Annotated in this window: 24 protein-coding genes; 13 read left to right on the top strand and 11 right to left on the bottom strand. The window is 61.1% G+C overall.

What is annotated here, in order from left to right; all coding sequences use genetic code 11:
- Window positions 1-5 precede the first annotated feature (5 nt).
- Entirely contained in the window at window positions 6-884 is an 879-nt protein-coding gene (locus tag MOP44_RS03130) for an alpha/beta hydrolase (protein WP_260794443.1), read from the bottom strand.
- 184 nt (window positions 885-1,068) lie between these two features.
- Between MOP44_RS03130 and MOP44_RS03125 the strand changes: the two genes are divergently transcribed.
- Window positions 1,069-1,395 carry a GYD domain-containing protein gene (locus MOP44_RS03125; RefSeq protein ID WP_260794442.1) on the top strand — a complete coding sequence of 109 codons (327 nt, stop codon included), beginning with the start codon at window positions 1,069-1,071 and terminating at the stop codon, window positions 1,393-1,395.
- A gap of 114 nt (window positions 1,396-1,509) precedes the next feature.
- Here MOP44_RS03125 and MOP44_RS03120 read toward each other — a convergent pair whose 3' ends face one another.
- Window positions 1,510-1,860, bottom strand: coding sequence for a ComEA family DNA-binding protein (locus tag MOP44_RS03120; RefSeq protein WP_260794441.1), 351 nt, complete (start codon window positions 1,858-1,860; stop codon window positions 1,510-1,512).
- Window positions 1,861-1,967: 107 nt separating this feature from the next.
- On the opposite strand from MOP44_RS03120, the gene MOP44_RS03115 reads away from it, so the two are divergent.
- Window positions 1,968-2,738, top strand: coding sequence for a TIGR00266 family protein (locus tag MOP44_RS03115; RefSeq protein ID WP_260794440.1), 771 nt, complete (start codon window positions 1,968-1,970; stop codon window positions 2,736-2,738).
- 13 nt (window positions 2,739-2,751) lie between these two features.
- Entirely contained in the window at window positions 2,752-3,810 is a 1,059-nt protein-coding gene (locus tag MOP44_RS03110; RefSeq protein WP_260794439.1) for an AI-2E family transporter, read from the top strand.
- Window positions 3,811-3,944: 134 nt separating this feature from the next.
- Here the strand turns inward: MOP44_RS03110 and MOP44_RS03105 are convergent, their stop codons facing one another.
- The 3 genes from MOP44_RS03105 to MOP44_RS03095 form a co-directional block, all read right to left on the bottom strand.
- Window positions 3,945-4,259, bottom strand: coding sequence for a superinfection immunity protein (locus tag MOP44_RS03105; protein WP_260794438.1), 315 nt, complete (start codon window positions 4,257-4,259; stop codon window positions 3,945-3,947).
- Window positions 4,260-4,388: 129 nt separating this feature from the next.
- The gene (locus MOP44_RS03100; protein WP_260794437.1) at window positions 4,389-5,336 is read right to left on the bottom strand and encodes a chitobiase/beta-hexosaminidase C-terminal domain-containing protein; all 948 of its coding nucleotides are present in this window, start codon (window positions 5,334-5,336) and stop codon (window positions 4,389-4,391) included.
- Window positions 5,337-5,498: 162 nt separating this feature from the next.
- Entirely contained in the window at window positions 5,499-7,247 is a 1,749-nt protein-coding gene (locus MOP44_RS03095) for a hypothetical protein (protein WP_260794436.1), read from the bottom strand.
- Window positions 7,248-7,365: 118 nt separating this feature from the next.
- On the opposite strand from MOP44_RS03095, the gene ygfZ reads away from it, so the two are divergent.
- From ygfZ to MOP44_RS03070, 5 genes are all read left to right on the top strand, one after another.
- Window positions 7,366-8,478, top strand: coding sequence for a CAF17-like 4Fe-4S cluster assembly/insertion protein YgfZ (ygfZ, locus tag MOP44_RS03090; RefSeq protein ID WP_260794435.1), 1,113 nt, complete (start codon window positions 7,366-7,368; stop codon window positions 8,476-8,478).
- Window positions 8,479-8,497: 19 nt separating this feature from the next.
- Complete coding sequence (locus MOP44_RS03085) at window positions 8,498-9,145, top strand: DUF1844 domain-containing protein (protein WP_260794434.1); 648 nt, start codon at window positions 8,498-8,500, stop codon at window positions 9,143-9,145.
- 198 nt (window positions 9,146-9,343) lie between these two features.
- Window positions 9,344-10,177, top strand: a complete 834-nt coding sequence (locus MOP44_RS03080; RefSeq protein ID WP_260794433.1) for an MBL fold metallo-hydrolase — start codon at window positions 9,344-9,346, stop codon at window positions 10,175-10,177.
- Window positions 10,174-11,130 carry a bifunctional riboflavin kinase/FAD synthetase gene (locus MOP44_RS03075; RefSeq protein WP_260794432.1) on the top strand — a complete coding sequence of 319 codons (957 nt, stop codon included), beginning with the start codon at window positions 10,174-10,176 and terminating at the stop codon, window positions 11,128-11,130. The genes MOP44_RS03080 and MOP44_RS03075 overlap by 4 nt, the downstream gene beginning before the upstream one ends.
- A gap of 88 nt (window positions 11,131-11,218) precedes the next feature.
- Window positions 11,219-11,791 carry a YdeI/OmpD-associated family protein gene (locus tag MOP44_RS03070; RefSeq protein WP_260794431.1) on the top strand — a complete coding sequence of 191 codons (573 nt, stop codon included), beginning with the start codon at window positions 11,219-11,221 and terminating at the stop codon, window positions 11,789-11,791.
- Window positions 11,792-12,112: 321 nt separating this feature from the next.
- On the opposite strand, the gene MOP44_RS03065 is transcribed toward MOP44_RS03070, so the two are convergent.
- The 5 genes from MOP44_RS03065 to MOP44_RS03045 all read right to left on the bottom strand — a co-directional run bounded on the left by MOP44_RS03065 (window position 12,113) and on the right by MOP44_RS03045 (window position 15,197).
- Window positions 12,113-12,607: a hypothetical protein gene (locus MOP44_RS03065; protein WP_260794430.1), complete on the bottom strand. Its 495-nt coding sequence runs from the start codon at window positions 12,605-12,607 to the stop codon at window positions 12,113-12,115.
- A gap of 24 nt (window positions 12,608-12,631) precedes the next feature.
- Window positions 12,632-12,832 carry a hypothetical protein gene (locus tag MOP44_RS03060; RefSeq protein ID WP_260794429.1) on the bottom strand — a complete coding sequence of 67 codons (201 nt, stop codon included), beginning with the start codon at window positions 12,830-12,832 and terminating at the stop codon, window positions 12,632-12,634.
- 124 nt (window positions 12,833-12,956) lie between these two features.
- On the bottom strand, window positions 12,957-13,280 hold the full coding sequence (locus tag MOP44_RS03055; RefSeq protein ID WP_260794428.1) for a hypothetical protein: 324 nt from the start codon (window positions 13,278-13,280) through the stop codon (window positions 12,957-12,959).
- Window positions 13,281-13,288: 8 nt separating this feature from the next.
- Window positions 13,289-14,797 (bottom strand): amino acid permease, encoded by a 1,509-nt coding sequence (locus MOP44_RS03050; RefSeq protein ID WP_260796727.1) that lies wholly within the window; start codon window positions 14,795-14,797, stop codon window positions 13,289-13,291.
- A 244-nt stretch (window positions 14,798-15,041) separates the two neighbouring features.
- Window positions 15,042-15,197: a hypothetical protein gene (locus MOP44_RS03045; RefSeq protein ID WP_260794427.1), complete on the bottom strand. Its 156-nt coding sequence runs from the start codon at window positions 15,195-15,197 to the stop codon at window positions 15,042-15,044.
- Between the two features lie 298 nt (window positions 15,198-15,495).
- On the opposite strand from MOP44_RS03045, the gene MOP44_RS03040 reads away from it, so the two are divergent.
- From MOP44_RS03040 to MOP44_RS03020, 5 genes are all read left to right on the top strand, one after another.
- On the top strand, window positions 15,496-19,491 hold the full coding sequence (locus tag MOP44_RS03040; protein WP_260794426.1) for a putative Ig domain-containing protein: 3,996 nt from the start codon (window positions 15,496-15,498) through the stop codon (window positions 19,489-19,491).
- Window positions 19,492-19,552: 61 nt separating this feature from the next.
- Window positions 19,553-20,926, top strand: coding sequence for an outer membrane protein assembly factor BamB family protein (locus MOP44_RS03035; RefSeq protein ID WP_260794425.1), 1,374 nt, complete (start codon window positions 19,553-19,555; stop codon window positions 20,924-20,926).
- A 210-nt stretch (window positions 20,927-21,136) separates the two neighbouring features.
- Window positions 21,137-22,267 carry a sensor histidine kinase gene (locus MOP44_RS03030; protein WP_260794424.1) on the top strand — a complete coding sequence of 377 codons (1,131 nt, stop codon included), beginning with the start codon at window positions 21,137-21,139 and terminating at the stop codon, window positions 22,265-22,267.
- On the top strand, window positions 22,264-23,046 hold the full coding sequence (locus MOP44_RS03025) for a LytR/AlgR family response regulator transcription factor (RefSeq protein WP_260794423.1): 783 nt from the start codon (window positions 22,264-22,266) through the stop codon (window positions 23,044-23,046). Before MOP44_RS03030 ends, MOP44_RS03025 begins: the two co-directional genes overlap by 4 nt.
- 208 nt (window positions 23,047-23,254) lie before the next feature.
- Entirely contained in the window at window positions 23,255-23,479 is a 225-nt protein-coding gene (locus tag MOP44_RS03020) for a DNA-directed RNA polymerase subunit omega (RefSeq protein WP_260794422.1), read from the top strand.
- A 69-nt stretch (window positions 23,480-23,548) separates the two neighbouring features.
- Here MOP44_RS03020 and MOP44_RS03015 read toward each other — a convergent pair whose 3' ends face one another.
- Complete coding sequence (locus tag MOP44_RS03015; protein ID WP_260794421.1) at window positions 23,549-23,749, bottom strand: cold-shock protein; 201 nt, start codon at window positions 23,747-23,749, stop codon at window positions 23,549-23,551.
- Window positions 23,750-23,769 lie beyond the last annotated feature (20 nt).

Raw genomic sequence — 23,769 nt, 5'->3', positions numbered from 1 at the left:
GGCAGCTATCTTGCTGACACCTTCTCCATCAACCTCTCAAAACACCCCGGCAACTGCGCATCCCATTCGACCCAGTCATGCCCACCTGGCTTGGCGTGAAACTCGCTCGCGAACACGCGCCTTTGCAGGATCCCCGCAAACCGCCGGATCGGCTCCAGCATCGGCTCCTGCTCTCCGGCCGTGATGTACAGATACGGTGTCTTCGCTGGATCAGCCGTCTTCACCTGCACAAACGGATCGGCAGCCCGTCGCGTTTCGCTCCCATCCGCACCGAAAACCTGCTCGAATCGCTTGCTCTGCGACCACCGCCGCCAACTGAACTTCCGCGAGGGCACATCCAACGCCGGGCTGATCCCGCCCGCAAACGCGAACAACTCCGGCCGCCTCAGCGCCAACTCCACCGCTCCATATCCCCCCATCGACACACCCACAACCGCCCGCGATGCCCGATCCGTCGCAACCGGAAACCGCTGCTCCACGTCCGCAATCAAATCCTGCGTAAGAAAATCCCCGTACCGCTCCTTCGCGCCCTCCGCCGCATTCACCCAATACGACGACCCGCCATCCGGCATCACCAGCACGTATCCGCGCGAGGCGTAAGCGCCAACATCGGAGTAGTTCGACCAGTCCCTGAATCCGCCCCCGCCACCATGCAGGAGATAAATCACCGGAAGCTTCCGCCCCTGCTGCACCTGCGCCGGCACATAAACGCGATACGTGATATCGCGCCGCAGCGCCGCCGAGCCGAACGTCACATCCTGCATCTGGACGCCCGGAAACGCCCGCGGCCGATCCACAAACACCGGCCCCCGAGCACGGCATCCCGCGGCGAGCAGGCAGCACACCCCAAACACAACAAGGCAGCAAGAACGAGCGCGATTCATCGGAAATCCGATTCTAGCCGCGGTCTCATCCCTGCGCGCCCGTCGCTGTTAACCAGCCGGGATCATCGCATCGAGCGCGCGAACGCACCCGCCAAAAAACAACCCAGCGCCCTCTCCCACAGCGGATGTATACTCATCCGCGCTCCCCCCGCTCGCTCCAAAATTTCCTTGAAAGGCGCAAGCCATGCCCAGCTATCTCGTGCAGGTGTCCTACACCTCTGAAGCCGTCGCTGCCCTCGTCCACAATCCCCAGGACCGCACCGGCATCATTCGCAAGTCGATTAAGAACCTCGGCGGAAAGCTCATCGGCTCCTGGCTCTCCTTCGGCGACTACGACGTTGTGCTCATCGCCGACATGCCCGATAACGTCAGCGCCGCTGCGCTCGCGATGGCAGCCGCAGCCGGCGGTTCGTTGAAGAGCATCAAGACAACGCCGTTGCTGAGCACGGAAGAAGCGAAGGCGGCCGCAACCAAAGCCTCCGAATCCGGCTACACACCGGTCCAGCAGTAAGCACGCCTCATTCTCATCTGATGAACCACAAAGCGGCGGATTCGAGACATCGGATCCGCCGCGCAGCAAATGTGTGCCTTCTGTTCCCTGATCCCTGTTGCCTGTTCCCTGCTTTTAGTGCGTCGTCACCTTCCCCGCCAGCTGGTCGTACTCGCTCTTCGACACCGCGCCCTTCTTCACCAGGTCATACGAGTCGTCATAAGGCCGGTTGTCGATAATCTTCTGCGCGACCGCGTCATCCACGCCGGGCAGCTTCTTCAGGTCGCCTGACGTCGCCTTGTTCACATTCACCGGCCCCTTGTTGCGGATGCCGTCGACCACCCCCTGCGCAACGGCCTTGGCGTCCTGCGTCACTTCCTTGGTGGCGTTAGCGGTTTCCTGGCGAATTGCTTCAGGGCTTTTCTTTTCCGGCGTGCATGCCGTGAGGGAAAGCAAAACGAGAGACGAAATCAAAACAAGCTTCATACGATATTTCGATGCAGCTTCGGCCGCCCGCGCCCAGTCCTATTCCCATCCCTGCTCCTTATCCCTCTCGCAGCCTGTACACTGTTCCCAGCCTGAGGAGGCTACCCATGCAGACACGCATTCAGGGCACCACCATGCCGGTGCTTGAGGTTCAGCTTGACCCCAACGAAAGCGTCTTCTCCGAAAGCGGCGAACTCTCCTGGATGTCGCAATCCATCCAGATGACCACACACACGCAGATGGGCGGTGGTGGCGGGCTTCTCGGAGTCTTCAAGCGCGTGGCCGGCGGCGGCAGCCTCTTCATGACCGAGTACCGCGCCTTCCAGTATCCCGGCGAAGTCGCCTTCGCCACCAAGGTCCCCGGTCACATCATTCCCATCCAGCTCGGCCAGGGCGTCGACTACCTCGTGCACCGTCACGGCTTCCTCTGCGCCACGCCGCAGGTCACGCTCAGCGTAGGATTTCAGCAGTCGCTCGGCGCCGGCATCTTCGGCGGCGAGGGCTTCGTGCTCCAGCGCGTCGCCGGCCTCGGCACCGCGTGGCTTGAAATCTCCGGCGAGCTCGTCCAGAAGGACCTCGCCCCCGGCGAAGTCCTGCGCGTGCACCCCGGCCACGTAGGCGCGTTCCACTCTTCGGTCTCGTTCACCATCACCACCGTGCCCGGCATCAAGAACATGATCTTCGGCGGCGACGGCATCTTCCTCGCCCAGCTCGTCGGCCCCGGCACCGTCTGGCTTCAGACGCTGCCCATATCCCGTCTCGCGCATCAAATGGCGCATTACCTGCCGCGCGGCGAACGCAGTAATGTGCAGAACGCGGCCGGCGCGGGAATCCTTGGCGGCATCGTTGGCTCCATTCTCAGCGGAGGAGATCAGTAGCATCCCATCACGCATGAACGACACCGCAGGCACCCAGCGCCAGAGCGTCCGCAGCAACATCATGTTCGCGTTTGCAGTGGGCCTCGCGCTCTATTTGGCTTGGCTCCTGCGGCACGTCCTTCTGCTCATCTACGTCAGCGCGCTGTTCGCTGTCGTACTCAATCCGCTGGTCTGCTACATCTCCGATCTCCGCATCGGCCGCTGGAAACCCTTCCGCCGCGCCGCCATCGTCGTCATCGTCTTCCTCGTCTTCGCCTCACTCGGTGGGTTCGTATTCCTCGCGCTGCCGCCGGCACTCGACGACCTGAGTGACTTCGCGAAGGAAATGCCCACGCGCCTTCCGCAGATCCTCGACCATCTCAAGCGCCTGCCCTTCCTCGCCCACATCGACACCAACAACATCACCAACCAACTCGCCGGCTCCGTCACAGGCTCCGCCACCTCCATCCTCCATTCCCTCAAAGGATGGGCCAGCGCCCTGTTCACCATCGGCATGGGATTCATTCTTACCGTCTACTTCAGCCTCGAGGGCGAAGTAGCTTATCGATGGGGATTGTCCTTCTTTGCACCCCGCAACCGCGTGCGCCTCGATGCCGCACTCCGCCGCGCGGAAACCCGCATGCAGCGCTGGCTAGTGGGGCAGGGAAGCCTCATGCTCATCCTCGGCGTTTGCAGCACCGTCACTTACATGGCGCTGCACGTCCGTTACGCCTACGCGCTCGGCTTCCTAACCGGATTGCTCAACATCATTCCCGTCATCGGTGCGGCAGTCTGCATCGGCCTTACCCTGGTGGTCGCCGCCATCGACTCCTGGGGACGCGTCCTCGGCGTCGCCATCTTCTATCTCATCTACATCAACGTCGAGAACTCGTTCCTCACGCCGCGCATCATGAAGTCCTCCGTCGACCTGCCCGGCCTCTCCATCCTCGTCGGCTTGGTCATCGGTTCGGAACTGGCCGGCGTCACCGGCGCGCTCATCTCGGTTCCCACTGCGGTCCTCGTCTCCGTCCTCCTCGAGGAGTACCTCATCACGAAAGAAGCTGAACCCGTCTCATCTCAGCCCCTCCCCTAGAGCAATTTCCGGATCGCTGTGTCGCGCTCCTGGCCGTTACGACGTATCAGAGACTGATTTCAATCAGCCCGAATGCTGGGCGGATTGGAACCGGGCTTCGGCCCCCGCCTAAACACAGCAAAAACCGAGATGCCCTAATGGCTATGCACCGGCTGCTGATCCGTGACGCCGCGCGCATGACCGGCAGCCGCCCAGCCGAGGGCAATTGCCCAGCCAAACAGCGTCCATCCCAGCAGCACGTTCAGCGCCGCTATCCAACCCAGCGATTCGCTATCACGGTAGAGGGCCAGACCGGTTGGAGCCAGGTAGAGCACAATCGCGAGAAGGAACAGCAGTAGATGGGCCGGCCCCAGTATCGCCGCCGCGTTGTGAGCCATACCGAGCCCAAACGAGAGAACAGCGAGCGCGGCAAGCCCCCCGACGATGAGAACTCGAAGTATATGGGTCATATGCCACCCCCGGAAAAGCGGCATAAGTCTAGCGCTGCCCAAGTGTCTGAGATGTGCGCGGGGTCACGCCTTCTGGTGATCCAGACCCTGAGCGCGTGATCGACATTCAGTCGATTCTTCCAGTCGGGATCATCGGCTCGCCGTTGGCGCCAGCGGCGTATCGGCCGTTACTGACACCGTAACCGGCATACCCGGCTGGATCGTGGCGTCGCCCCCGTGGGTCGCCAGCGCCGCCACCCCCACCACCGGCACCATCAGCAATCCAAAAGTCTTCTTGTAGTGGTTCACGCCTTCCATCGTCTCGCCGCCGCGCAGAGGAATCGTGAGCCCATTCGCCACAAGATCATGCACCTCAAAAACGAGGTCTCCGGGAACCCCCACGTGGCCTGCGCGATCGGCATGCGTAAGGGTCGCCTCCACTGTGGTTCCTCGCGGAATGACAATGTGGTCCCCAACCAGCACATTCTGCTCGAGCGTCAACGTCAGCTTGTCGCCCACCTGCGCGGTCTTCGAGTCGACAGCCCCCGCAGTCACCAGCCGCAACGGCGTCCCAATGCGCAACACACCATCGGTAGCCACCGGCAGAACCGCCTCGGGCTTGCTGCCTGCCACCTGATAATCGGCGCGCGAGATCAGGCTCTTGGTCAGGTCAGGCGCAATCGCTATCGCCTGGATCGAAGTATCGCGGTCGATCACAATCGGACCCGTGTACCGCGCAGAAGCCGTCGTCGGAGTCCAGCCGTCCGTTGTGTAATAGATCACCGCATAGTGCGTCGGACAGGTAATCCGCAGTAGCGTGCCACCCGACACATGTCCCGAATCCACAGAGAATCGGGGCTGCCGCGTCATCGGCACAGAGAATGTGTTCGTCCGCTGCGCATCGTCCATGGCCTGCTGGTTGGCCCGCATCGCGTCCGTGCTGGCCTGTTGCATAGCCTGCATCGCCTGCTGGTTGGCCTGCATTGCGGCTTCGTTCGCCTGTTGCGTGGCCTGCATGGCCGCGGTCGTCGGGTCCTGCCCAAAACCGCAGACCACCGCCAACCCGCCAAAGAGAACAATCCCAAGAGTGCGTCTCATCTGCGTACCCTCACACAAGAGACGGTGCCTGGGCCCTCGGAGTTACGAAGAATCGCCCGCTGCCGTGCCCCATCCTGTCGCCTTGCCGGGGTCCCCATCGACAGGTCTTCGTCGATGCCGTGATTGCTAGCGGCAGGGTGGAGGCCGCGAACCTCATCCGGCCTAGAAGGGCGTCGAAGGCGCGGCTAGCCGCACCGCAGGTGCCACCGCCGCTTTCATCACGCCGCTCTCAGCGAACAGCTTCACGAACCCGCCGCTCAGCGTTCGCATGCCCCTGTCCGGTGCTCCCGGCAGAACGGGCTTTATCATCCGCGCCTGCCGCATATCCCCCGTCCCCTGCGCGTCCAGCACCATCTGCGTCAGCTTGCGCGCCATCGGCAGATCGAAGCTCTCGGCCACCATCACCAGCTTGCCGCGCGTGGTAATCGTCACCGGCCCCTCGTCCGTGGTGAACACCTGCTCCACGGTTCCCGAGGGCGCTTCCGCGGGCAGTGTTCTCTGCGCCGCCACGTCCTTCTTCAGCCCCGAGTACTTCCGTCCCAGCGACTTCGCATACAATTGCGCGAACGCCGTCGCCGCCTCATTCGACTTCCACGCCGACAGATAAAACAGCGAAATCGACTTGGTGCTGGCCTGCTCCGCCGGCGTCTTCGCGCTCAGCCGCTGCCCAGCCCAATAGATGCCCCCATCCCACGCCGGCGTCAGGTCGCGCGCCGCAGACTCGCCCCCGAACAACTGCGTCAGGATATGCAGATCCAGCTCACCCACCTGGCCAATGTCATACGGCTTGTACACCTTGTCCAAAAGCGGGTGGATATCCGGCATCAACGGCACCATTGGAATCTTCGCCTTCTCGAACTCCCGCGGATTGATGATCTCCCAGGTCGAGCTCGGCGGCCGGTCCAGCGCTCCTGCAAACGCCTGCCCCTGCCCCTTGTCCATCCACACGTCCTGCACAAAACTCAGCCCTTCGCGATACGGGAACAGCAGCGACTCCGATAACAGCAGCGGAGCCCGTGCCATCACCGGCGAGTCCGACGTGCCTACCATCTGGTGCTTGATGTACTCCACAACCTCCGGGTCCTTGATCAGGCTCTTGCCCATCGGCTTCAGAATGTTGTCCATCATCACCGCCGTGGCCTGGCCTTCGGTTACGGCCTCGCGCGCCGTGTCCATCTCGTCCTTCGACAGGTGATCGATATCGTCCTTGTAGTCAGTCGAAACCTCGTCCGGCGTCTGGTCGCCCCACTTCTCCAGGTCCACGTGCTGATCCTGGAGCGCATGGGTCAGCTCGTGCGCCAGCACCGGCTTCTGTTCCTCCACGTCCACCCAGTCCAGCATGTTCACCGTCTTGGTCTTCGAGTCGTAGTACGCCTCGATCTGCTCCTTCAAGAGATCGAGCAGAAACGGCTTCAGGTCGAAATCATGATCCAGCAGCCCGAACTTCTTCAGCACGATCTCGCCCCGCTGCATCCGCTTGGCGCTTTCGTCCTCGTCGAACTTCTCCTTCAGATAGCTCTCCACCTCGGCGCGGCTGGTCAACTGCCGCTTCACCTGGCTCTTCACCGGCAGCCCCGTCTCCTCTGACGAGAACTGCATCAGCTGATCCACCAGCGCGAACAACTCCTTCGCCTCGTCCGGCGTGATGCGTTTCTCGGGCTTTTTGGTATCGGCGGAGTCCTGGCCCGAACTCTGCGCCGCACTCTGGCCTGAACTCTGGCTCGGCCGTTTTTGCAGTCCCGGTTTGGCAGGCGCGGCCGGAGTCTGCCCCGGCGGCGCGGTCTGAGGATTCTCCTGGGCGGCAGCGGCCCCGGCACCCCATACCAGACCGGTGGCAAGACCCGCAACTAGGACATAGCCCAGTGCCCGGTCGAAACTCCTCTTCACCGCCGCTCCAAACTGCTTCTTCATTCGATACTCCTGCCTTGCCGCCTACCCGACCATGTACTATCTGAAGGCTATAATTAGGATGCGCCGGGGCGGAAATAACGCAAGTCTTATCCGCGCGGCCTGCACCGGGAATTTCGTCATGACCGACATCGCCCTCGCCGCCACCCCGACGGCCACCCCCCTCACAGCCTGGCTCGAGTCCGCAGACTCACATCCGCAGACTGCTGCCCACCGCGGTACCGTCACGCCTGTTCAATTGGACGCGCCGGATACAGAAACAGGGGCTCTCGCCTACGGCGCCGCCCTCCACGACCTCGGCTGGCTCCGCCGCGTCGAAGTCCGCGGCGAAGACCGCTTCCGCTGGCTCAGCGGCATGGTCACCAATACCGTCAGCGACCTCGGCCCCTCCCACGGCAACTACAGCCTGGTGCTCAACGCCCAGGGTCGGATCCAGGGCGACCTCACCGTCTGGCGCAATCTCGACGCCGCCGGAGATGACAAGCTCGAGCTCGAAATCGCCGCCGATCAGACCGACGCGCTCCTCGCACACTTCGAGCATTTCATCATCATGGATGATGTCGAGCTCATTCCCCGCGAACGCGAAACCGCCCTCGGCCTTACCGGACCCCGCGCCGGAGAAGTCCTCGCCCGCCTCGGCCTGCCCTCGCTCCCCGAGCCCCGCACCCACACCCGCGCCGACTTCAACGGGCTCAGCCTCCGGATCCGCCGCGGCTACGGCACCCTATCGCACCACTACCTCCTCTGGACCACCACCCCCACCGTCGGCAAGCTCTGGAAGTTCCTCATCACCGGCGGCGCAATCCCCGTCGGCTCGGCATCCCTCGAGAAGTTCCGCATCGCCGAGGGCATTCCCGCCTACGGCATCGATATCGCCGAGAAGGACTTGCCCCAGGAGACCTCGCAGGTCGATCGCGCCTTGCATTTCAGCAAGGGCTGCTACCTCGGCCAGGAGATCGTCGAGCGCATCCGCAGCCGCGGCAATGTCCGCCGCCACCTGCGCCAACTGGAGCTCGATGGTCCCCCACCCCCCTCCGGCGCGGAACTTACCCTCGACGGCGCCCCGGTCGGCCACATCACCTCCGCCGCCGAGCTGCCGCTGCCCAGCAAGCCTCGCCGCTTCGCCCTCGCTATGATCCGCGCCGAGGCTGAAGCCGCCAACAAGCCGCTGAACTACGCCGCCCCAGACGCCGCCGGCACTGCGCGCCTTTTAACCGCACCTCCAGCTCTCTAAGGTTCTGGTGACGAAAGACATGACCGACACCCCCAAATTCGAAGTGATCGATCGCCGCAAGTACAAGGCCGACGAAGAAGAGCGCGAATCCGCGTCCCAATCCGCCCAGCCTGAACCCCCCACCCCCCCAGCAGATGCCCCCAAGGCTCCCCCTGCTTCCGAAAAGACCGCAGGCCCCCGCCTCGTCACCTCCGAGCCGGCAGAGCAGACCTCTCCGGCCGCCGCCCCCGATGACGATGAGTTCGCCGGAGCCGGTCCGCAGATGCCCCCACCCCCCTCCCCCGAGGAGAGCCAGGAGCAGAAGACCGCCTATGACGGCGCCTCCCAGCGCCTCGAAGACATTGTCCGCGCCCAGAACCCCGGCGCAGGCCCCCAGCCCCCCGTCACCCTCGAGCACCTGATCCAGCAGCTCTACCTGTCCTCCATGATCCAGATGGGTGCAGGCACTCAGGAGGGGCAGCGCCCCCGCGTCGACATCCTCGGCGCCAAGCAGACCATCGACCTCCTTGGCATTCTCCAGGAGAAGACGAAGGGCAATCTGTCTGATTCTGAAGCTCGTATGCTCGACACCGTCCTCTTTGAAGCCCGCATGGCCTTCCTTGAGCTCACCAGCATGATCTCCATGCCCGGCGTGGGCACCCCCCCACCCCCTCCGCCCAAGCGCTGATGCATCTCAAGATTTGTCACCCTGAGCGTAGCGATCCCCGAGCACCAGTCGGTGAAAGCGAAGTCGAAGGATCGGCATTTGCGCTTGCTTCTCTGGCCTGTCATTCCCGAAAGGAATCTGCTGTTTAGGCCGAAATCAACTCAGCCTCAGTGAGCTAACGACTGCCGGCTATCGGCTGCCGGCCAATAAGCGGACTCGATGAACGGAACCCTCACCTTTCTCGGCACCGGCACCTCCATGGGCGTCCCGACGATCGGCTGTCCCTGTTCCGTCTGCACCTCGTCGAATCCCCGCGACCGTCGCCTCCGCCCCTCCGTCATGATCCGCTGGAACGAAATCCAGCCTGAGTCTGGCGTCGCCCCGCGCCACCGTGCCGTGGTCATCGATACCGGCCCCGACTTCCGCGAACAGGCCCTGCGCACTGGCCTCGCCCACGTCGACGCCGTCTTCTACACCCACGGCCACGTCGATCACATCCTCGGCCTCGATGACCTCCGGCCGCTGAGCTTCATCGCCCATCGCGCCGGCGGCCTTATCCCCCTCTACGCCTCGCCCCACACCGCCGAGATCCTCGAGCGCGTCTACGACTACACCTTCTCGCCCAACGCCACTTACGCCACCCGCGCCCGCGTTGAGATCCGCCCCCTCGCCGACCGCACCACCATCCACGGCGTCGAGTTCCTCCGCATACCCGTCCTCCACGGCGATATGGAAGTCGCCGGCTTCCGCTTCGGCAATGCCGCCTACCTGACAGATGTTAGCGAAATACCCGAGTCCAGCTTCGAGCTCCTCGAAGGCGTCGAGACCCTCGTGCTCCCGGCGCTACGCCATAAGCCGCACCCCAGCCACGCCACCGTCGCGCAGGCTGTTGGCTGGGCTGAACGCATCGGCGCGCGCCAGACCTTCCTTACCCACATCGCCCACGAACTGGGCCACGACGAAACGAACAGCATGCTTCCTGAAAGCGTCCGCATGGCCTGGGACGGCCTTGAGCTACCCGTTACGCTCCGCAGAGCAGGAGAGGCCGCATGATCCCCGTCTACCGCGGCCTCCGGTCGCTCCCGCCAGACTTCGGCCCCGCCGTCGCCGCCATCGGTAACTTCGACGGCGTCCACCTAGGCCACCGCGAGATCCTCTCCGCCGTCGTCGCCGAAGCGCGGCAGCGCGAGATGAAGGCCGTCGCCATCACCTTCGATCCCCACCCCGAGCAGTTCTTGCGTCCCGATCACGCGCCCGGGCTGCTCACTCCAATGGATCACCGTATCCGACTGCTCTCTGAAACTGGCATCGATGCCGTCGTGATCCTGCTGTTCGATGAAGCTCTGGCCCGCCTCACCGCCCGCCAGTTCGTCGAGTGGGTTCTGGGCGACGCCCTCGGCATCGCCGGCCTGCATGAGGGCGGCAACTTCCGCTTCGGGAACAAGGCCGAAGCTGGCGTGCTTGAACTGGCCGATTTCGGCCGCGAGTTGGGCTTCCGTCTCACCGTCCACCCCGCGGTGCATACCCACGGCCTCGAGGTCTCCAGCTCCGCCATCCGCGAGATGGTCTCCGCCGGCGACATGCGCCGCGCGCGCTGGATGCTCGGCCGCCCCTTCTCCATCGTCAGCACCCAGAAGCGCGACCGCGGCGTCGGCAGCCAGCTTCTGGTCCCCACCATCAACTTCGCCGCATACGAAGGCCTCGTCCCCGCCTACGGCATCTACGTCACCCAGCTCCGGATCGGCCAGAATAGGCGACCCGCCCGCTGCTTCCAGGCCGTCACCAGCCTGGGCATGCGGCCCACGTTTGAAGGCGCCGGCTTCTCCATCGAGACGCACATCCTCAACTTCGAGCCGGTGGAGATGGACGAAACAACGCCCCTCGAACTTGAGTTCCTGGTGCGTCTGCGGGATGAGGAGAAGTTCGATTCGACGGAGGCACTGAAGGTGCAAATCATGAAGGACATCGCCCGCGCCCAGCGCTACTTCCGCCGCGCTACCCCCTGAATGCTCCGCTAGGGTCCCGTGCGGACCCTGCACATTCCATTCTCAACACCGTAAGATGGTCCCATCCCCGAACTCCAGGACCCACCCCATGCAAGTCCCTTTCGCGAAAAAGTGGCAGAAGGAAACCGACAAGCTCCGCAAGATCGCTCTCGACTGCGACCTCACCGAAGAGCTGAAGTGGAGCAAGCCCTGCTTCACCTACCAGAACAAGAACGTCGCCATCATCATTCCGCTCAAGGAGTCGTGCGCGCTCTCGTTCTTTAAAGGCGCTCTGCTCAAGGACCCGAAGGGCATCCTTCAGAAGATCGGTGAGCACTCCCAGGCCGGCCGCTGGATCAAGTTCACCTCGGTCAAGGAGATCACAGCCCTCCAGACCACCCTGCGCGATTACCTCTACGAGGCGATGCAAGCCGAGGAGTCAGGTGAGAAGGTCAAGCTCAAGAAGCCCGCCGAGTACGCGGTACCGGAAGAACTCCAGACCCTCCTCGACAAGAACCCGACGCTGAAAGCCGCCTTCGAAGCTCTCACCCCCGGCCGCCGCAAGTCCTACTTCTTCCACATCACCGGCGCCAAGCAGGAAAAGACCCGCGTCTCCCGCGCCGAAAAATGCATCCCCCTGATCCTGGCCGGCCGTGGCTTCCTCGAACGGCCGCCCGAGTGAGATAGTTATCAAGTAGATAACCTGACGTCTAGCCAAAGTGTGGAGATTTTCGCCATGTTTTCGTATTTTCTTTGGGTTACGGGCGAAAGTGGTTACTTTGGAGATGTCTTATAAAGTGTCATAGAATGAATAGGTTATGTTTTAAACCGGACCGCAGAGGCCCGGAAAAGAGAATTTATCTGTTATTTTTCTGGTTAATAGATCCGAGATTTTGAGCGGAGGCTGGAATTCAAATCCGCCCACGCGCAGTTGTGATTGTGCAGCAATCGACGCGCGTGAGCTGTGCTGGCGGTCACACCCGTTTTGAGTTGAGGTTCTCCGCTATGATCCGGCATCTCTCAGCAAGTCCTGTTTAGTTCTGAGTTGGTCAGTCCAGTTGCGGTAATCGTCGTCGAGTTTCTCGATATCTTCGCGTGCTTCTGCCCGTCTGCCTAACTTCAGAAGAATCTCCGCGCGCCAGCCATACAGTGCGGTGACATAGTACGACTCGTTTTCAGCGACCGAAATCTCAAACGCCGTGTTGATATCCTCCAGCGCAGGTCGGTACATGCCCTGAGCGAAGAGGAACCGTGCACGATTGAAGTAGAGGACAATCTCGTCCGGTTGGAGATGAATGGCCCGCGAGGTATCGGCTTCCGCGAGCTCCCATTCGTTGCGAAGTTCGCAGACGAAAGCTCGCAGTCGTAGCGCCTCAAGCGCGCTGGGAAACTGCTCGATAATCCGGTCCGCCTTCACGAACGCCTCGTCAAGCTTTCGTTCGCGTGCCAGTTTGCGCGCAGCCGCGATTTGCCGGTCCAGGGGATCCATTGTTTCCACAAAAGCCAGTCTATGCCGGGTGAATCAATCGCGCTCATCCCAGCGGCCGGTCTTCGAGTCGTAGACCTCCGATTCGCCGAGGCGCAGACCGTACCAGACAACGAAGGAGCCGTCCTTCTGCTTTTGGTAGTAGACCGGTCCGGACTCGCCGTCCCTTTCGCCGATCTCCGAAAGCGAATCAGGCAAACGGCCATGAACCCGCTGAAACGTTTCTACTTCCTTCACCACACGAGTGCCGATCTTCTTGCGTGGATCTGGCCGGAAAAACCAGATAGCGCAAGCAAGGAGAACAACCAGTGCAGGCGGGAGCCAGCGTATCGAGCGGGAGAACCGGGTCCGGCTCATTGCATTACGGCTGCCGGAACCACGTATTGGACAGCGAATCGTAGACTTCCTTCTCGTCAGAGTTCGCTTGGTACCAGACCTTGAAAGATCGCTCGTCGAGTTTCTGGTAGTGGACAGCGCCTTCCTTTTCCCGGATCTCGGTGAGCGAGTCAGGCAAACGGTTGTGAGTGTATTGAAAGTCGTGTACCTCGCGAGCGATCCGCTGAGCGGTATCCATCTTCGACGAGGGCGCAAACCAAAATACGGCGATAAGAACAATGGCCGCCAGCACCAGCAGAACCAAGCGCACCTGCCGGCGCTTCGGGGTCACTTTGGCATTCCCGTCCATCGGCTCCATTATCGTGCCCGTGCAAACTCGCTGCGGTGGCGGCTGTAAAGGAAGTAGATCACCAGGCCAACCGCGAGCCAGATGAAGAAGGTCATCCAGGTCAGGACTTCCAGACCCATCATCAGCAGGATACAGAAGACAATGCTGAGCACCGGGAACAGCGGCCCAAAAGGCGCGCGGAACCCGCGCTGGCGGTTAGGCTCCCGATGGCGCAACACCAGCACACCGATCGAGACCAGCACAAACGCGAACAGCGTACCGATGTTAGACAGATTCGACACTGTGCCGATGTCGAGCAGGCCGGCGGGAATGCCGACGACGAATCCGGCGACCCAGGTAGCAAACGCCGGCGTCCGGAACTGCGGATGAAGCACGCCGAAGACACGAGGCAGCAGCCGGTCGCGTGACATGGCGAACCACACGCGAGCCTGGCCGAGCTGGAACACGAGGATCGACGAGATCATGCCCAGCATGGCGCCGATCAGCACAACCAGCCTTACCCAATGCAGCAGCGGCGATCCGGTAGAGATGGTGAGCCTCTTGAGCGAGTTGACGACCGGCGCGGCGTCTCCCATCACCGACTGCCACGGAATGATTCCGGATAGGACGATGGCGACTCCGCCATACAAAACCGTGCAGGCGGCCAGCGTGGCGAGAATCCCAATGGGCATGTCGCGCTGGGCGTTTTTGCACTCTTCAGCCGCGGTGGAGACCGAGTCGAAGCCGATATACGTGAAGAAGATGATGGAGCCGCCCGTGAGCACGCCGCTCCAGCCGTTTGGCATGAAGGGATGCCAGTTGTGCGGCTTAACGAACGTGGCAGCGGCAAAGATGAACGCGAGAATGGCGATCATCTTGACCAGCACCAGGATGTTGTTGGTGCGCGCCGACTCGCGGATGCCGCGGACCAGGATGACTGTAAGGATCATCACGATCAGAAACGCCGGAACGTTGAAGCCGAAATGCCAGCCAGGATCGTAGAGATTGTTGCCGGCCATATCCTGCAGGCCGGTGGGCAGGTAAGCGGGCGAGATCCATCGGAGCGATGGATGGACGCCGAACCAATCGAGCAGGTCGAGCACATGCGCAGCAAACCCAACCGAGACGCTCATGTTCGAAAAGGCGTACTCGAGGATCAGGTCCCACCCGATGATCCAGGCGACCAGCTCACCCATCGTCACGTAGGTGTAGGTGTATGACGACCCGGCGATCGGAATCATCGACGAGAGCTCGGCATAGCAGAGCCCCGTGAACGCGCAGACAATCGCGACGAACACCAGCGAGATGGCAAGGGCAGGTCCGGCACCGGGACGGCCAGGCAGGCCTGAGTGGTAAACCAGCCAGTGGATCAGCGGCGTGTTGGCAATCGAGGGCTCGTCGAAGTGCTGACCGGCCATGGCCGTGCCGATCACGGTGAAGATGCCGGAGCCGATGACGGCGCCTATGCCCAGAGCAGTAAGCGACCAGGGCCCGAGAGTCTTCTTCAGCGCCTGGCCGGGCTCTTCCGACTCGCGGATGAGCTTGTCGATGGATTTGCGCGCTACGAGTTGGCTGGGCAGGGCAGCTCTCCTCTTCTATCTAAACCATGTACCTTGCGTCGCAGGGGACCTGCCTAAAGATAGCGGAAGGAGGGGCTGATGATAAAGGGGCGAACAGCAGCCTATCAGCGATTAGCCCTCAGCCGTCAGTTTCTGCGTGCCCGGAGAGTGAATCCCAGGCGAGAAAGCTAACGGCTGAGGGCTGAAAGTTGTTGGCTGTCGTTTACCGCTTCGACTGGCCGCGGGCCAATTTCTTGACCTTCTTCTTGTTCGAGCCGCGCGGCGTGGTGCGCTTGGCCTTGGGGGCGGCCTTCTTGCGAGCGGCGCGCTTTACCTTTTTGCGTTCTACTTTGTCTTCGATCTTGGTGGTGTTGGCCACGTGTACCTCTTTCGGTGCTTTTCAGATGTGTCCGGTCCGGGAATGGTCCGAGTGCGTCCGGAAATATGCTCTTTTATCCTAACAGCGGATCGAGACAGAACCAAGAGAACCGGGATCTGGGGCCATGGTGGCGCTGCACAAGGGCCAATAAACCGATTCTGTGGTAAAGTGAACGGTTCCTGAAACTGGTCTCCAAGAACCTACGCAGCGACATTCCCCGTCGATGCCTTGAAGCGTTGCGCTTAGCTAGATGCGATTTGAACTAATCCGTCACTAAGCTGCTTTGGGGGGGGGGAGGATGTACTCGAGAGGCTCGATCCAATTCTCGACCGGCCACACAACATACGTTTTCGACAAGGTAGGGCATACACTCGGATTTGCCATCCTTACCCTTTTGATTCTCAGTGGATGCGGCGGAGGTGATGGGAGTCCTTCATCGACTCCGCCATCGAACCTAGTCTATCCTCAGACCTCGATCAAGGCCACGGTCGGCGTCGACATTGCCCCCAACGCGCCCACCGTCGCAGGGACAGTGACCAGCTACTCGGTTTCCCCTTCTTTGCCCCCAGGCATTGCGATCAGCGCCTCGACGGGTGTTATTTCCGGGACGCCCACTGGAGCGAACTCGAAGACCACCTACACGATCACCGCGAGCAATTCCTCCGGCTCCACCAGCGCCTCGATTTCCATCGAAGTCGTTCTGGCGCCTCCTTCGAACCTCGTTTATCCCGAAACCTCGATCAAGGCCACGGTTGGCGTCGCCCTTGCGCCTGACACGCCCACCGTCGCAGGGACAGTGACCAGCTACTCGGTTTCCCCTTCTTTGCCCCCAGGCATTGCGATCAGCGCCTCGACGGGTGTTATTTCCGGGACACCCACGGCAGCGAGCACGAAGACCACCTACACGATCACCGCGAGCAATTCCACTGGTTCCACCAGTGCTTCGATTTCGATCGAAGTCGTCCTGGCGCCGCCTTCGAACCTGGTTTATCCCGAAACCTCGATCAAGGCCACGGTTGGCGCCGCCATCTCCCCCAACACGCCCACCGTCACGGGGACCGTGACCAACTACTCGGTTTCGCCTTCATTGCCCGCCGGCATTGCGATCAGCGCCTCGACCGGGGTTATTTCCGGGACGCCCACTGCAGCGAGTTCGAAGACCACCTACACGATCACCGCGAGCAATTCTTCCGGTTCCACCAGCGCCTCGATTTCCATCGAGGTCGTTCTGGCGCCTCCCTCGAACCTGGTTTATCCCGAAACCTCGATCAAGGCCACGGTTGGCGCCGCCATCTCCCCCAATACGCCGACAGTAAAGGGAACAGTAAGCAGCTATTCGGTTTCGCCTGCGTTACCTGCCGGCATTGCGATCAGCGCCTCGACCGGGGTTATTTCCGGGACGCCCATAGCGCCGAGCCCGAAGACTACCTACACGATCACCGCGAGCAATTCCTCCGGCTCAACCACGGCTTCGCTCTCCATCGAAGTCGTCCTGGCGCCGCCTTCGAACCTGGTTTATGCCGAAACCTCCGTCAAGGCCACCGTAGGCTTCGCTATTCAAGGCGTTGTTCCTACGGTCATCGGAACTGTAACTGGTTATTCCGTTTCGCCGTCCCTTCCCGCCGGCATTGGCATCGACTCCAAAACCGGTGTCATCTTCGGAACGCCTACGGCCGAGAGTCCTAAGGCGACTTACACAGTCACAGCAAGCAATTCCAGCGGTTCCACTACCGCTTCGATCTCCATTGAGGTTCTGCTGGTTCCTCCATCGAACCTCGTTTACTTCCAGACTTCAATCCTGGCCACGGTTGGAGTCGCCATAGCTCCCGAGACCCCCAGCGTGACGGGGACCGTAACCAAATATGCGGTTGCTCCCGCATTGCCGCCGGGCATAGTGATCAACACTTCGACCGGCGTCATTTCCGGATCGCCCACGGTGTCGAGCTCAAAGACCACTTACACAATCACTGCCAGCAACTCCGGCGGTTCCACTACCGCCTCTATCTCCATCGAGGTGAGTGGATCTGCTCCGCCTTCGCACCTCGTCTATCCCCACACCTCGATCAATGCCACCATCGGCATGGCTATTACTCCCGACTCTCCCGCCGTCGTCGGGACAGTAACGAACTTCTCCGTCTTGCCTGCGCTTCCCACCGGCATCGTGATGGACTCCTCTACAGGCGTGATCTCTGGAACCCCGACTGCTGCGAGCGGGCTGACAACCTACACGGTTACCGCTGCCAACGATGGCGGTTCAACCTATGCCCTCATCGATATCGTCGTCTTCAGTACACCCACCACCGCAATTCTCGACCTGGGACACGGACGCGATGACGGAGTCCAATTCATTCGAGTTGCCGCAAATCGTCTCCTCACATCTGATGGGAAGCGCTGGATCTTGTGGGATTACAGCGCCACAACGATGATTGCATCGGGATACGGCACATGTTGCTGGGTGGATGGGCAGCCGCCGCATATTATTCATTCCGATATTCAACTCGCTGGCCCGCTCGTCGCTGTCCCTAATTATTCGGGCACCAAAAGGATCGTACAACTCTTTTCCTCAGTTGATGGCAGCTTGCTGGGAATCTTGCCATCTCCCGGATGGTTCCGCGTCGCTCCGGACGGAAGCTATGTCAGCACCGGCTCATCGTCTGGCCTCGCAGTCTGGTCGCCGTCAGGCGCGCTCATGTTCAGTCGCTCCGGGAACTATGCCACAGCAAACGTCTTCGCTGCTCCCGGTCAGGTGGAAGTGGCCCTCGGACCTGCCGGCGACTCTGTCATCGAAACGATTTCAGTCCCCGACGGGACGTCGTCGGTAAGCCCGTCCTTCATTGGAACCTTCCATTCCTGGTTCCTTGATGGCGGCAGGTTCCTCACTACTGACGGCCACGATGTGCGGGTTTACAGCAACGGCGCTGTTCTGCAGGGTCTCACATGGTTGTACTCAGTGGATTCCTTGACCGGCCAAGGCAACTGGCTCTGGGTTGTGGATCACGAGCTGGGTAACGACGCGGTCTTGATTTATCCCATCGGCAGTAGTAATGGTTCAGCGTCTGCCGCCTATGACGTACCCTGGCAAGGTAAGGTTATTTCGGACGGATCGGTGATAATCATCTTCCCGCACTATGGCGCGGATCAAATTCAATTGGTTGACCTGTCAGGTGCCAGGCCAACGGAGACCACCTATCCTCTGCCGGCCACAGTCAGCGGGGGCGCCAGTTCCATTTCAGCATTTGGCGCCAGTTCCGCTTCCCAATGGATACTGGGCACAAATTATGGCGTAGTTCTTGACGGCACGAACGCATCTACCAAGCCGCGTTACTTCGGCTATGGCGCCGCGTTAAGCGTCGCTGGCTCGCCCAACAGGATGGCAGTTGCCACCTCGATCGGGAAGATTCTTACTTTTGACCAGACAGGCGAGCCTGAGGGTAGCATCGATTACGGGGGTGAGAAGGTCGCGCTTTCATCCGACGGCAGTATCATGGCAGCGTTGGCAGGCACGTCCGCCCACGAGCGATCGCTCAATATCTATTCGCTGCCCGCGTTGACTACGCTTTACACGATTCCTTATTCCACCTATTCGATTGATTTCTCACTTGCAGCCTCCGGTCAGGATCTTGCGTTGCTGCTTGCGACGGCTGGGGAATATTCTCGCGAGGAAACAGACATCTCCGGCTTTCCGGTTCTTTGGTCCGACCATGGTACCACTGCGCTCGCGCTTTCGCCGGATGGAACCAGGATTGCTGCTCCGAACGTTTCAGTTGACCCCTGTGGGGACGGGTGGTGGCCCACTCCCACAACGGATATATATGCGAACGGGGTCCTATCCGGCTCTTTCTCCGGAATCTCGGTGGGTTGGATCGACAATGACCACCTGCTGGCGGTTGACTTCGGACAGGTCGGAGACCGTGTGCAGATCACCCAAACTTCCATCTATGATTCGACGGGGAAGGCCATCACTTCATTTCCACTCTCTTCTATTCCACCGCTGTTGTCGGACAACGCTGCCATCGATTCGGCCAACAACATCGTCTACGAACTCTGGGGCAACACCATTTACTCACTCACAGATGGCTCGCCGGTCTGGCAGGGACCTGATAGACATAATCAGTACCCAAGCCCTGGCTCCATCGCGGGTCCGAATGCAATGTACGAGTACGCGAACCGCATTTACGTGTCCACTATTAACCGGGGCGCTCCAGGACCTTTTCGGACCCACACAGGAATTAGAACTGTGGACATAAAGCCGCGGTGCCTTGTCCGGATGGTGGGCAGACCGGGTCGGGAATGAGCCGGTCCGGGTGGCAACGCTTTTGTCGACGGCTAAGCCCAACCACCGTAGGCTGTTGAGCATGAACGACGATAGCAATCATTCATCTCTCGAAAGGTCAGAAGACGGGCGATACTCATTCTCTGGGGACTGGCTGGCGGCGGTGGCGCTGCGCTTTGGCGCTCTCGTGCTGGTTCTGCTTGGGGCGGCACTGTTGTTCGCGTCGGACACTGCGACCTTCCGCGGCAACGCAGCCCATACCGGCGTCTACAACGCGCCGGGGTTTCTGCAGTTGAGCGGGGTGAAATGGACGTTTCATGCCGGCGGCCAGCTTATCGCCTCGCCGGCGGTGGACGGGGACACCATCTACGTCCCCAGCACGGGTGGCAAGCTCTTCGCGGTCGACCGGGCCTCGGGCGCGAAGAAGTGGGAACTGGACCTGAAGGCGCGCCTGACCTCGTCGCCGGCGGTAGCGGACGGGCTTGTCTACCTGAACGCGTTCGATGGCAACTTCTACGCGGTCGATGCGGCGGCCGGCAAAGTGAAATGGCAATTCAAGACAGGAGGGGAGCAGCGTTTCAGTGGCAGGCATTTGCACGGTATGCAGCCGGCGAGTGAAACCATGCCAGACCCCTGGGACTGCTGGCTCTCCTCCCCCGTGATCTGGAACGGCGCGGTGTACTTCGGCTCAGGCGACCACAACGTGTATGCGCTCGATGCAGCGACTGGCGCGCTGAAGTGGAAGTTCCAGACCGGCGACGTGGTGCATGCCTCGCCCGCCGTCAATAACGGCGTGCTGTTCATCGGGAGCTGGGACAGCAACTTCTACGCTCTGGACGCGGCCACCGGCAAGGAGCGCTGGCGGTTCAAAACCGGCGAGGACCCGGACGTCCACAATCAGCAGGGGATCCAGTCATCGGCCGCGGTGGCGGACGGGATGGTGTTCTTCGGCTGCCGCGACTCCCATATGTACGCGTTGGACGAAAAGACCGGCGAGAAGAAGTGGGCCTTCAGCACAAAGGGATCCTGGGTGCTGAATTCGCCGGCGGTGAGCAAGGGCAAGGTGTTCTTCGGCACATCCGACACCGGCCTGCTGTATGCCGCCGACGAGAAGACCGGCGCCATTGACTATGCCGTTGGCTTCGGCGGCTGGCCGGTGTACTCGTCCCCGGCAATCGCCGGCAACGCAATGTATGTGGGATCGACCGAAGGGAAGCTGGCCGCCATTGACGCGCCGAGCGGGCGCGTGGCGTGGTCGTTCGAGACCGAGGCGTACAAGCAGAATGGGGCCGGCATCAAGAGCTACTTTGCGCCTTTCACTACAGATTTCTATGACGACGTGATTGCGGCGTATAACAAGCTGCTGACGATGGGGCCGATTCTGGCCTCGCCGGTGGTAGTGGACAACGTGGTCTATGTGGCAAGCGTGGACGGGAACCTCTACGCGCTGAACTAACCGGTTCAGCGAGCGGTTCTCCGTTTTGGGAGCGCGATACGGAAGTCGGGGTGGTCTCTTTCTGACGCGCAGACCCAACCGGCAGCGGGAGCATGGCCTGGAAGGGGCCATGCCCTCTGAGCCGGACAAGCGATAATACGGTGAATCATGGAGTAATCGGCGCCGCTGCGCACGCCGGTTCGAGATAGAGACGCGCTCAGGGAGTTTCATATGGCGACGATAGCTGACGCCGGAAAAATCGTAGCCGTGGAGGTGCCTCCGCGGCTTCCTTTCGCGCGCGCAATCGTGCGCTCATGGCCGGGGCGCACGGTGCTGACCTTGCTGTGCGCGTCTGTAATCGGCTTCATCTTCATCCTGCCCGTTTGGGCAGAGATGGGATGGAAGCAGACCATGGCGCAGTGGTGGGCCTGGGGCTTGATGGCTCCGGTCATCTTCTGGGTCGATCAGAAGCTTCCCATTTCAGGGCGGCAGTTCGGGCGGCGCGCCGTGGCGCACATTCCTCTTTCGGTTGTATTTACGTCGCTTTACATCTACGTGTTCTTTGTTCTTCGCGCGGTGGTGGGCGATATCAAGTGGGAGATGCTGAGTCCGGGGCACATGCTGAAGATGGCGCCGGGATGGTTCATTTGGAGCGTGCTCATCTACTGGATGATTGTGGGCGGCTTACAAGCCTACCGCTACTACGAGCGTTACCTCAGCAGCGAACTGCGCCTGGAGCGCATGGAAAAGAGCTACAGCCAGGCACGGTTGAACGCCCTCCGCATGCAGCTCGACCCGCACTTCCTGTTCAATGCGCTGAATACGATCTCATCCCACGTGGAGCGCGATCCTCGTCTGACGCGCGCAATGATCGAACATCTGGGTGATCTGCTGCGGTTGTCGCTGGAGACGAAAGACAAGCAGGAGGTCCCACTCGCCGAGGAGTTGGCGTTCCTCGATCACTACCTCGAGATCCAGAAGATCCGTTTCGGCGATCAGCTCACCATCGACATCGACGTGACCGCCGAGGTCCGCTATGCGCTGGTGCCATCGCTGTTTCTGCAGCCGCTGGTGGAGAATGCGATCCGGCATGGGATTTCCCGCAGGGTTTCAGGCGGGGCGGTGATGGTGACAGCGCGCGCGGTGGGCAACAACATCGTGATTCAGGTGGAGGACGACGGCGTGGGCCTGGCGCCCGGCTGGACGCTGGAAAGCAGCTCAGGGCTTGGCTTGGCAGTTACGCGCGAACGTATCGACGGCATGTATCCCGCGCGGCACTCGTTTTCGATCCGGCGGCGGCTGGAAGGTGGCACAACCGTAGAGATTGTGCTGCCTTTGCGTTTTCAGGGAGAAGAGGGATGACCGGGATTGAGAATATGCGCGTGCTGGTGGTGGATGACGAAGCGCCGGCGCGCCAACGGGTGATCGACTTGCTGCGCCGCGATCCGCAGGTGGGTTCAATTACGGAAGCGGCCGACGGCCAGGCTGCGGTTGAGTCGATCGTAGAAGCTCGCCCAGACCTCGTTCTGCTCGACGTGCAAATGCCGGAACTGGATGGGCTGGGCGTGATTGACGCCATCGGCCCCGCGGAGATGCCACTGACCGTCTTCATCACGGCTTATGACCAGCACGCACTACGGGCGTTCGAAGCCAACGCGCTTGATTACCTTCTGAAGCCCTTCAGCGACGAGCGCTTTGAAGGAATGATGGCACGTGTGAAGACGCGCCTGGACGAGCGCAGCCTGCGCGAGTTCGGCCAACGCGTGATGAAGATGGTGTCCACGGCGCCGTCGTCCTCAGACAAGCGGTGGGACCGCCTGGTGGTAAAGGCAGGCGGCACGACTAGGTTTGTGCGCGTGGTCGACATTGACTGGATCGAGGCCGCCGGCGTCTATGTGAACCTTCACGTTGCCGGCAAGGAACTGCTGTATCGCGCGGCGCTGAATGAACTGGCCGACCGGCTAGATCCGCGACGGTTTGTGCGCGTGCACCGATCGGCCATCGTGAATATCGAGAGCATTCTGCAACTCGAGCCAATCTCCCATGGAGAATTCGACGCGGTGCTGCGCAATGGTGCGAGAACGCGCGTAAGCCGCACGTATCGGGCGCAACTGGAGAAGCGGCTCGGCCAGCCGCTATAGCCGAGTGGACAAGCCCGTGAACGGACTGCAAAGCAGCGGTGAAACACAATATTTCACGACGGAACACCGCACGCGGGTACAATCAAAGCAGGTTCGGGAGAAGTCCTTTGAGCCTGTCAATCGCTTCGCCTGCTCGGCATTTTCTGCCATTCCGATCCTGACGAGCTCCGCAGTCCACGCACTATTCACCAGGACACGAGGAGTCTTCATGCGTTCTGATCAGATACATCGCGCGCTGGCGCACGGGATTAACCGGTTTGAGGTCTGTTCACTTGTTTCCAAGGGCGTTCGAAGAACGCACAAGACCGGATCGCGGTTTGAGGATTCAATCAACGACGTGCTGCAATATCTCGGCGTCCGGGAAGACGATGCCGACAGCATCCATAGCGCGGCGGAGATTGCGACCGCGAAAAAGATGAGATCCGCAGCCTAGGCCGATGATGGAATGGAACACGAAAAAGGGACGGCAGACGCCGTCCCTTTTGAGGTTTGATGCCAAGCCTTAGAGCGCCGTGACGTTCTCAGCCTGCCAGCCCTTGGGGCCCTTGGTGACGTTGAACTGTACCTGCTGGCCTTCCTGAAGGCTGCGGAAGCCGTTGGAGTTGATGGCGCTGTGATGGACGAACACGTCCTCGCCGTTAGCGCGGCTGATGAAGCCGAAACCCTTCGCGTCGTTGAACCACTTGACTGTGCCTTGTTCCATGATGATTTTCCTTTGAAATT

Source organism: Occallatibacter riparius (assembly GCF_025264625.1).
Lineage (GTDB): Bacteria > Acidobacteriota > Terriglobia > Terriglobales > Acidobacteriaceae > Telmatobacter > Telmatobacter riparius.
Note: the sequence above shows the minus strand (reverse complement) of the source record. Positions and strands in the feature narration are given on the sequence as shown.

Excerpts from the sequence above, each read along its gene's own strand:
- MOP44_RS03130 (WP_260794443.1), bottom strand. The coding sequence starts at position 884 with ATGAATCGCGCTCGTTCTTGCTGCCTTGTTGTGTTTGGGGTGTGCTGC.
- MOP44_RS03125 (WP_260794442.1), top strand. The coding sequence starts at position 1,069 with ATGCCCAGCTATCTCGTGCAGGTGTCCTACACCTCTGAAGCCGTCGCT.
- MOP44_RS03120 (WP_260794441.1), bottom strand. The coding sequence starts at position 1,860 with ATGAAGCTTGTTTTGATTTCGTCTCTCGTTTTGCTTTCCCTCACGGCA.
- MOP44_RS03115 (WP_260794440.1), top strand. The coding sequence starts at position 1,968 with ATGCAGACACGCATTCAGGGCACCACCATGCCGGTGCTTGAGGTTCAG.
- MOP44_RS03110 (WP_260794439.1), top strand. The coding sequence starts at position 2,752 with ATGAACGACACCGCAGGCACCCAGCGCCAGAGCGTCCGCAGCAACATC.
- MOP44_RS03105 (WP_260794438.1), bottom strand. The coding sequence starts at position 4,259 with ATGACCCATATACTTCGAGTTCTCATCGTCGGGGGGCTTGCCGCGCTC.
- MOP44_RS03100 (WP_260794437.1), bottom strand. The coding sequence starts at position 5,336 with ATGAGACGCACTCTTGGGATTGTTCTCTTTGGCGGGTTGGCGGTGGTC.
- MOP44_RS03095 (WP_260794436.1), bottom strand. The coding sequence starts at position 7,247 with ATGAAGAAGCAGTTTGGAGCGGCGGTGAAGAGGAGTTTCGACCGGGCA.
- ygfZ (WP_260794435.1), top strand. The coding sequence starts at position 7,366 with ATGACCGACATCGCCCTCGCCGCCACCCCGACGGCCACCCCCCTCACA.
- MOP44_RS03085 (WP_260794434.1), top strand. The coding sequence starts at position 8,498 with ATGACCGACACCCCCAAATTCGAAGTGATCGATCGCCGCAAGTACAAG.
- MOP44_RS03080 (WP_260794433.1), top strand. The coding sequence starts at position 9,344 with ATGAACGGAACCCTCACCTTTCTCGGCACCGGCACCTCCATGGGCGTC.
- MOP44_RS03075 (WP_260794432.1), top strand. The coding sequence starts at position 10,174 with ATGATCCCCGTCTACCGCGGCCTCCGGTCGCTCCCGCCAGACTTCGGC.
- MOP44_RS03070 (WP_260794431.1), top strand. The coding sequence starts at position 11,219 with ATGCAAGTCCCTTTCGCGAAAAAGTGGCAGAAGGAAACCGACAAGCTC.
- MOP44_RS03055 (WP_260794428.1), bottom strand. The coding sequence starts at position 13,280 with ATGGACGGGAATGCCAAAGTGACCCCGAAGCGCCGGCAGGTGCGCTTG.
- MOP44_RS03040 (WP_260794426.1), top strand. The coding sequence starts at position 15,496 with ATGTACTCGAGAGGCTCGATCCAATTCTCGACCGGCCACACAACATAC.
- MOP44_RS03035 (WP_260794425.1), top strand. The coding sequence starts at position 19,553 with ATGAACGACGATAGCAATCATTCATCTCTCGAAAGGTCAGAAGACGGG.
- MOP44_RS03030 (WP_260794424.1), top strand. The coding sequence starts at position 21,137 with ATGGCGACGATAGCTGACGCCGGAAAAATCGTAGCCGTGGAGGTGCCT.
- MOP44_RS03025 (WP_260794423.1), top strand. The coding sequence starts at position 22,264 with ATGACCGGGATTGAGAATATGCGCGTGCTGGTGGTGGATGACGAAGCG.
- MOP44_RS03020 (WP_260794422.1), top strand. The coding sequence starts at position 23,255 with ATGCGTTCTGATCAGATACATCGCGCGCTGGCGCACGGGATTAACCGG.
- MOP44_RS03015 (WP_260794421.1), bottom strand. The coding sequence starts at position 23,749 with ATGGAACAAGGCACAGTCAAGTGGTTCAACGACGCGAAGGGTTTCGGC.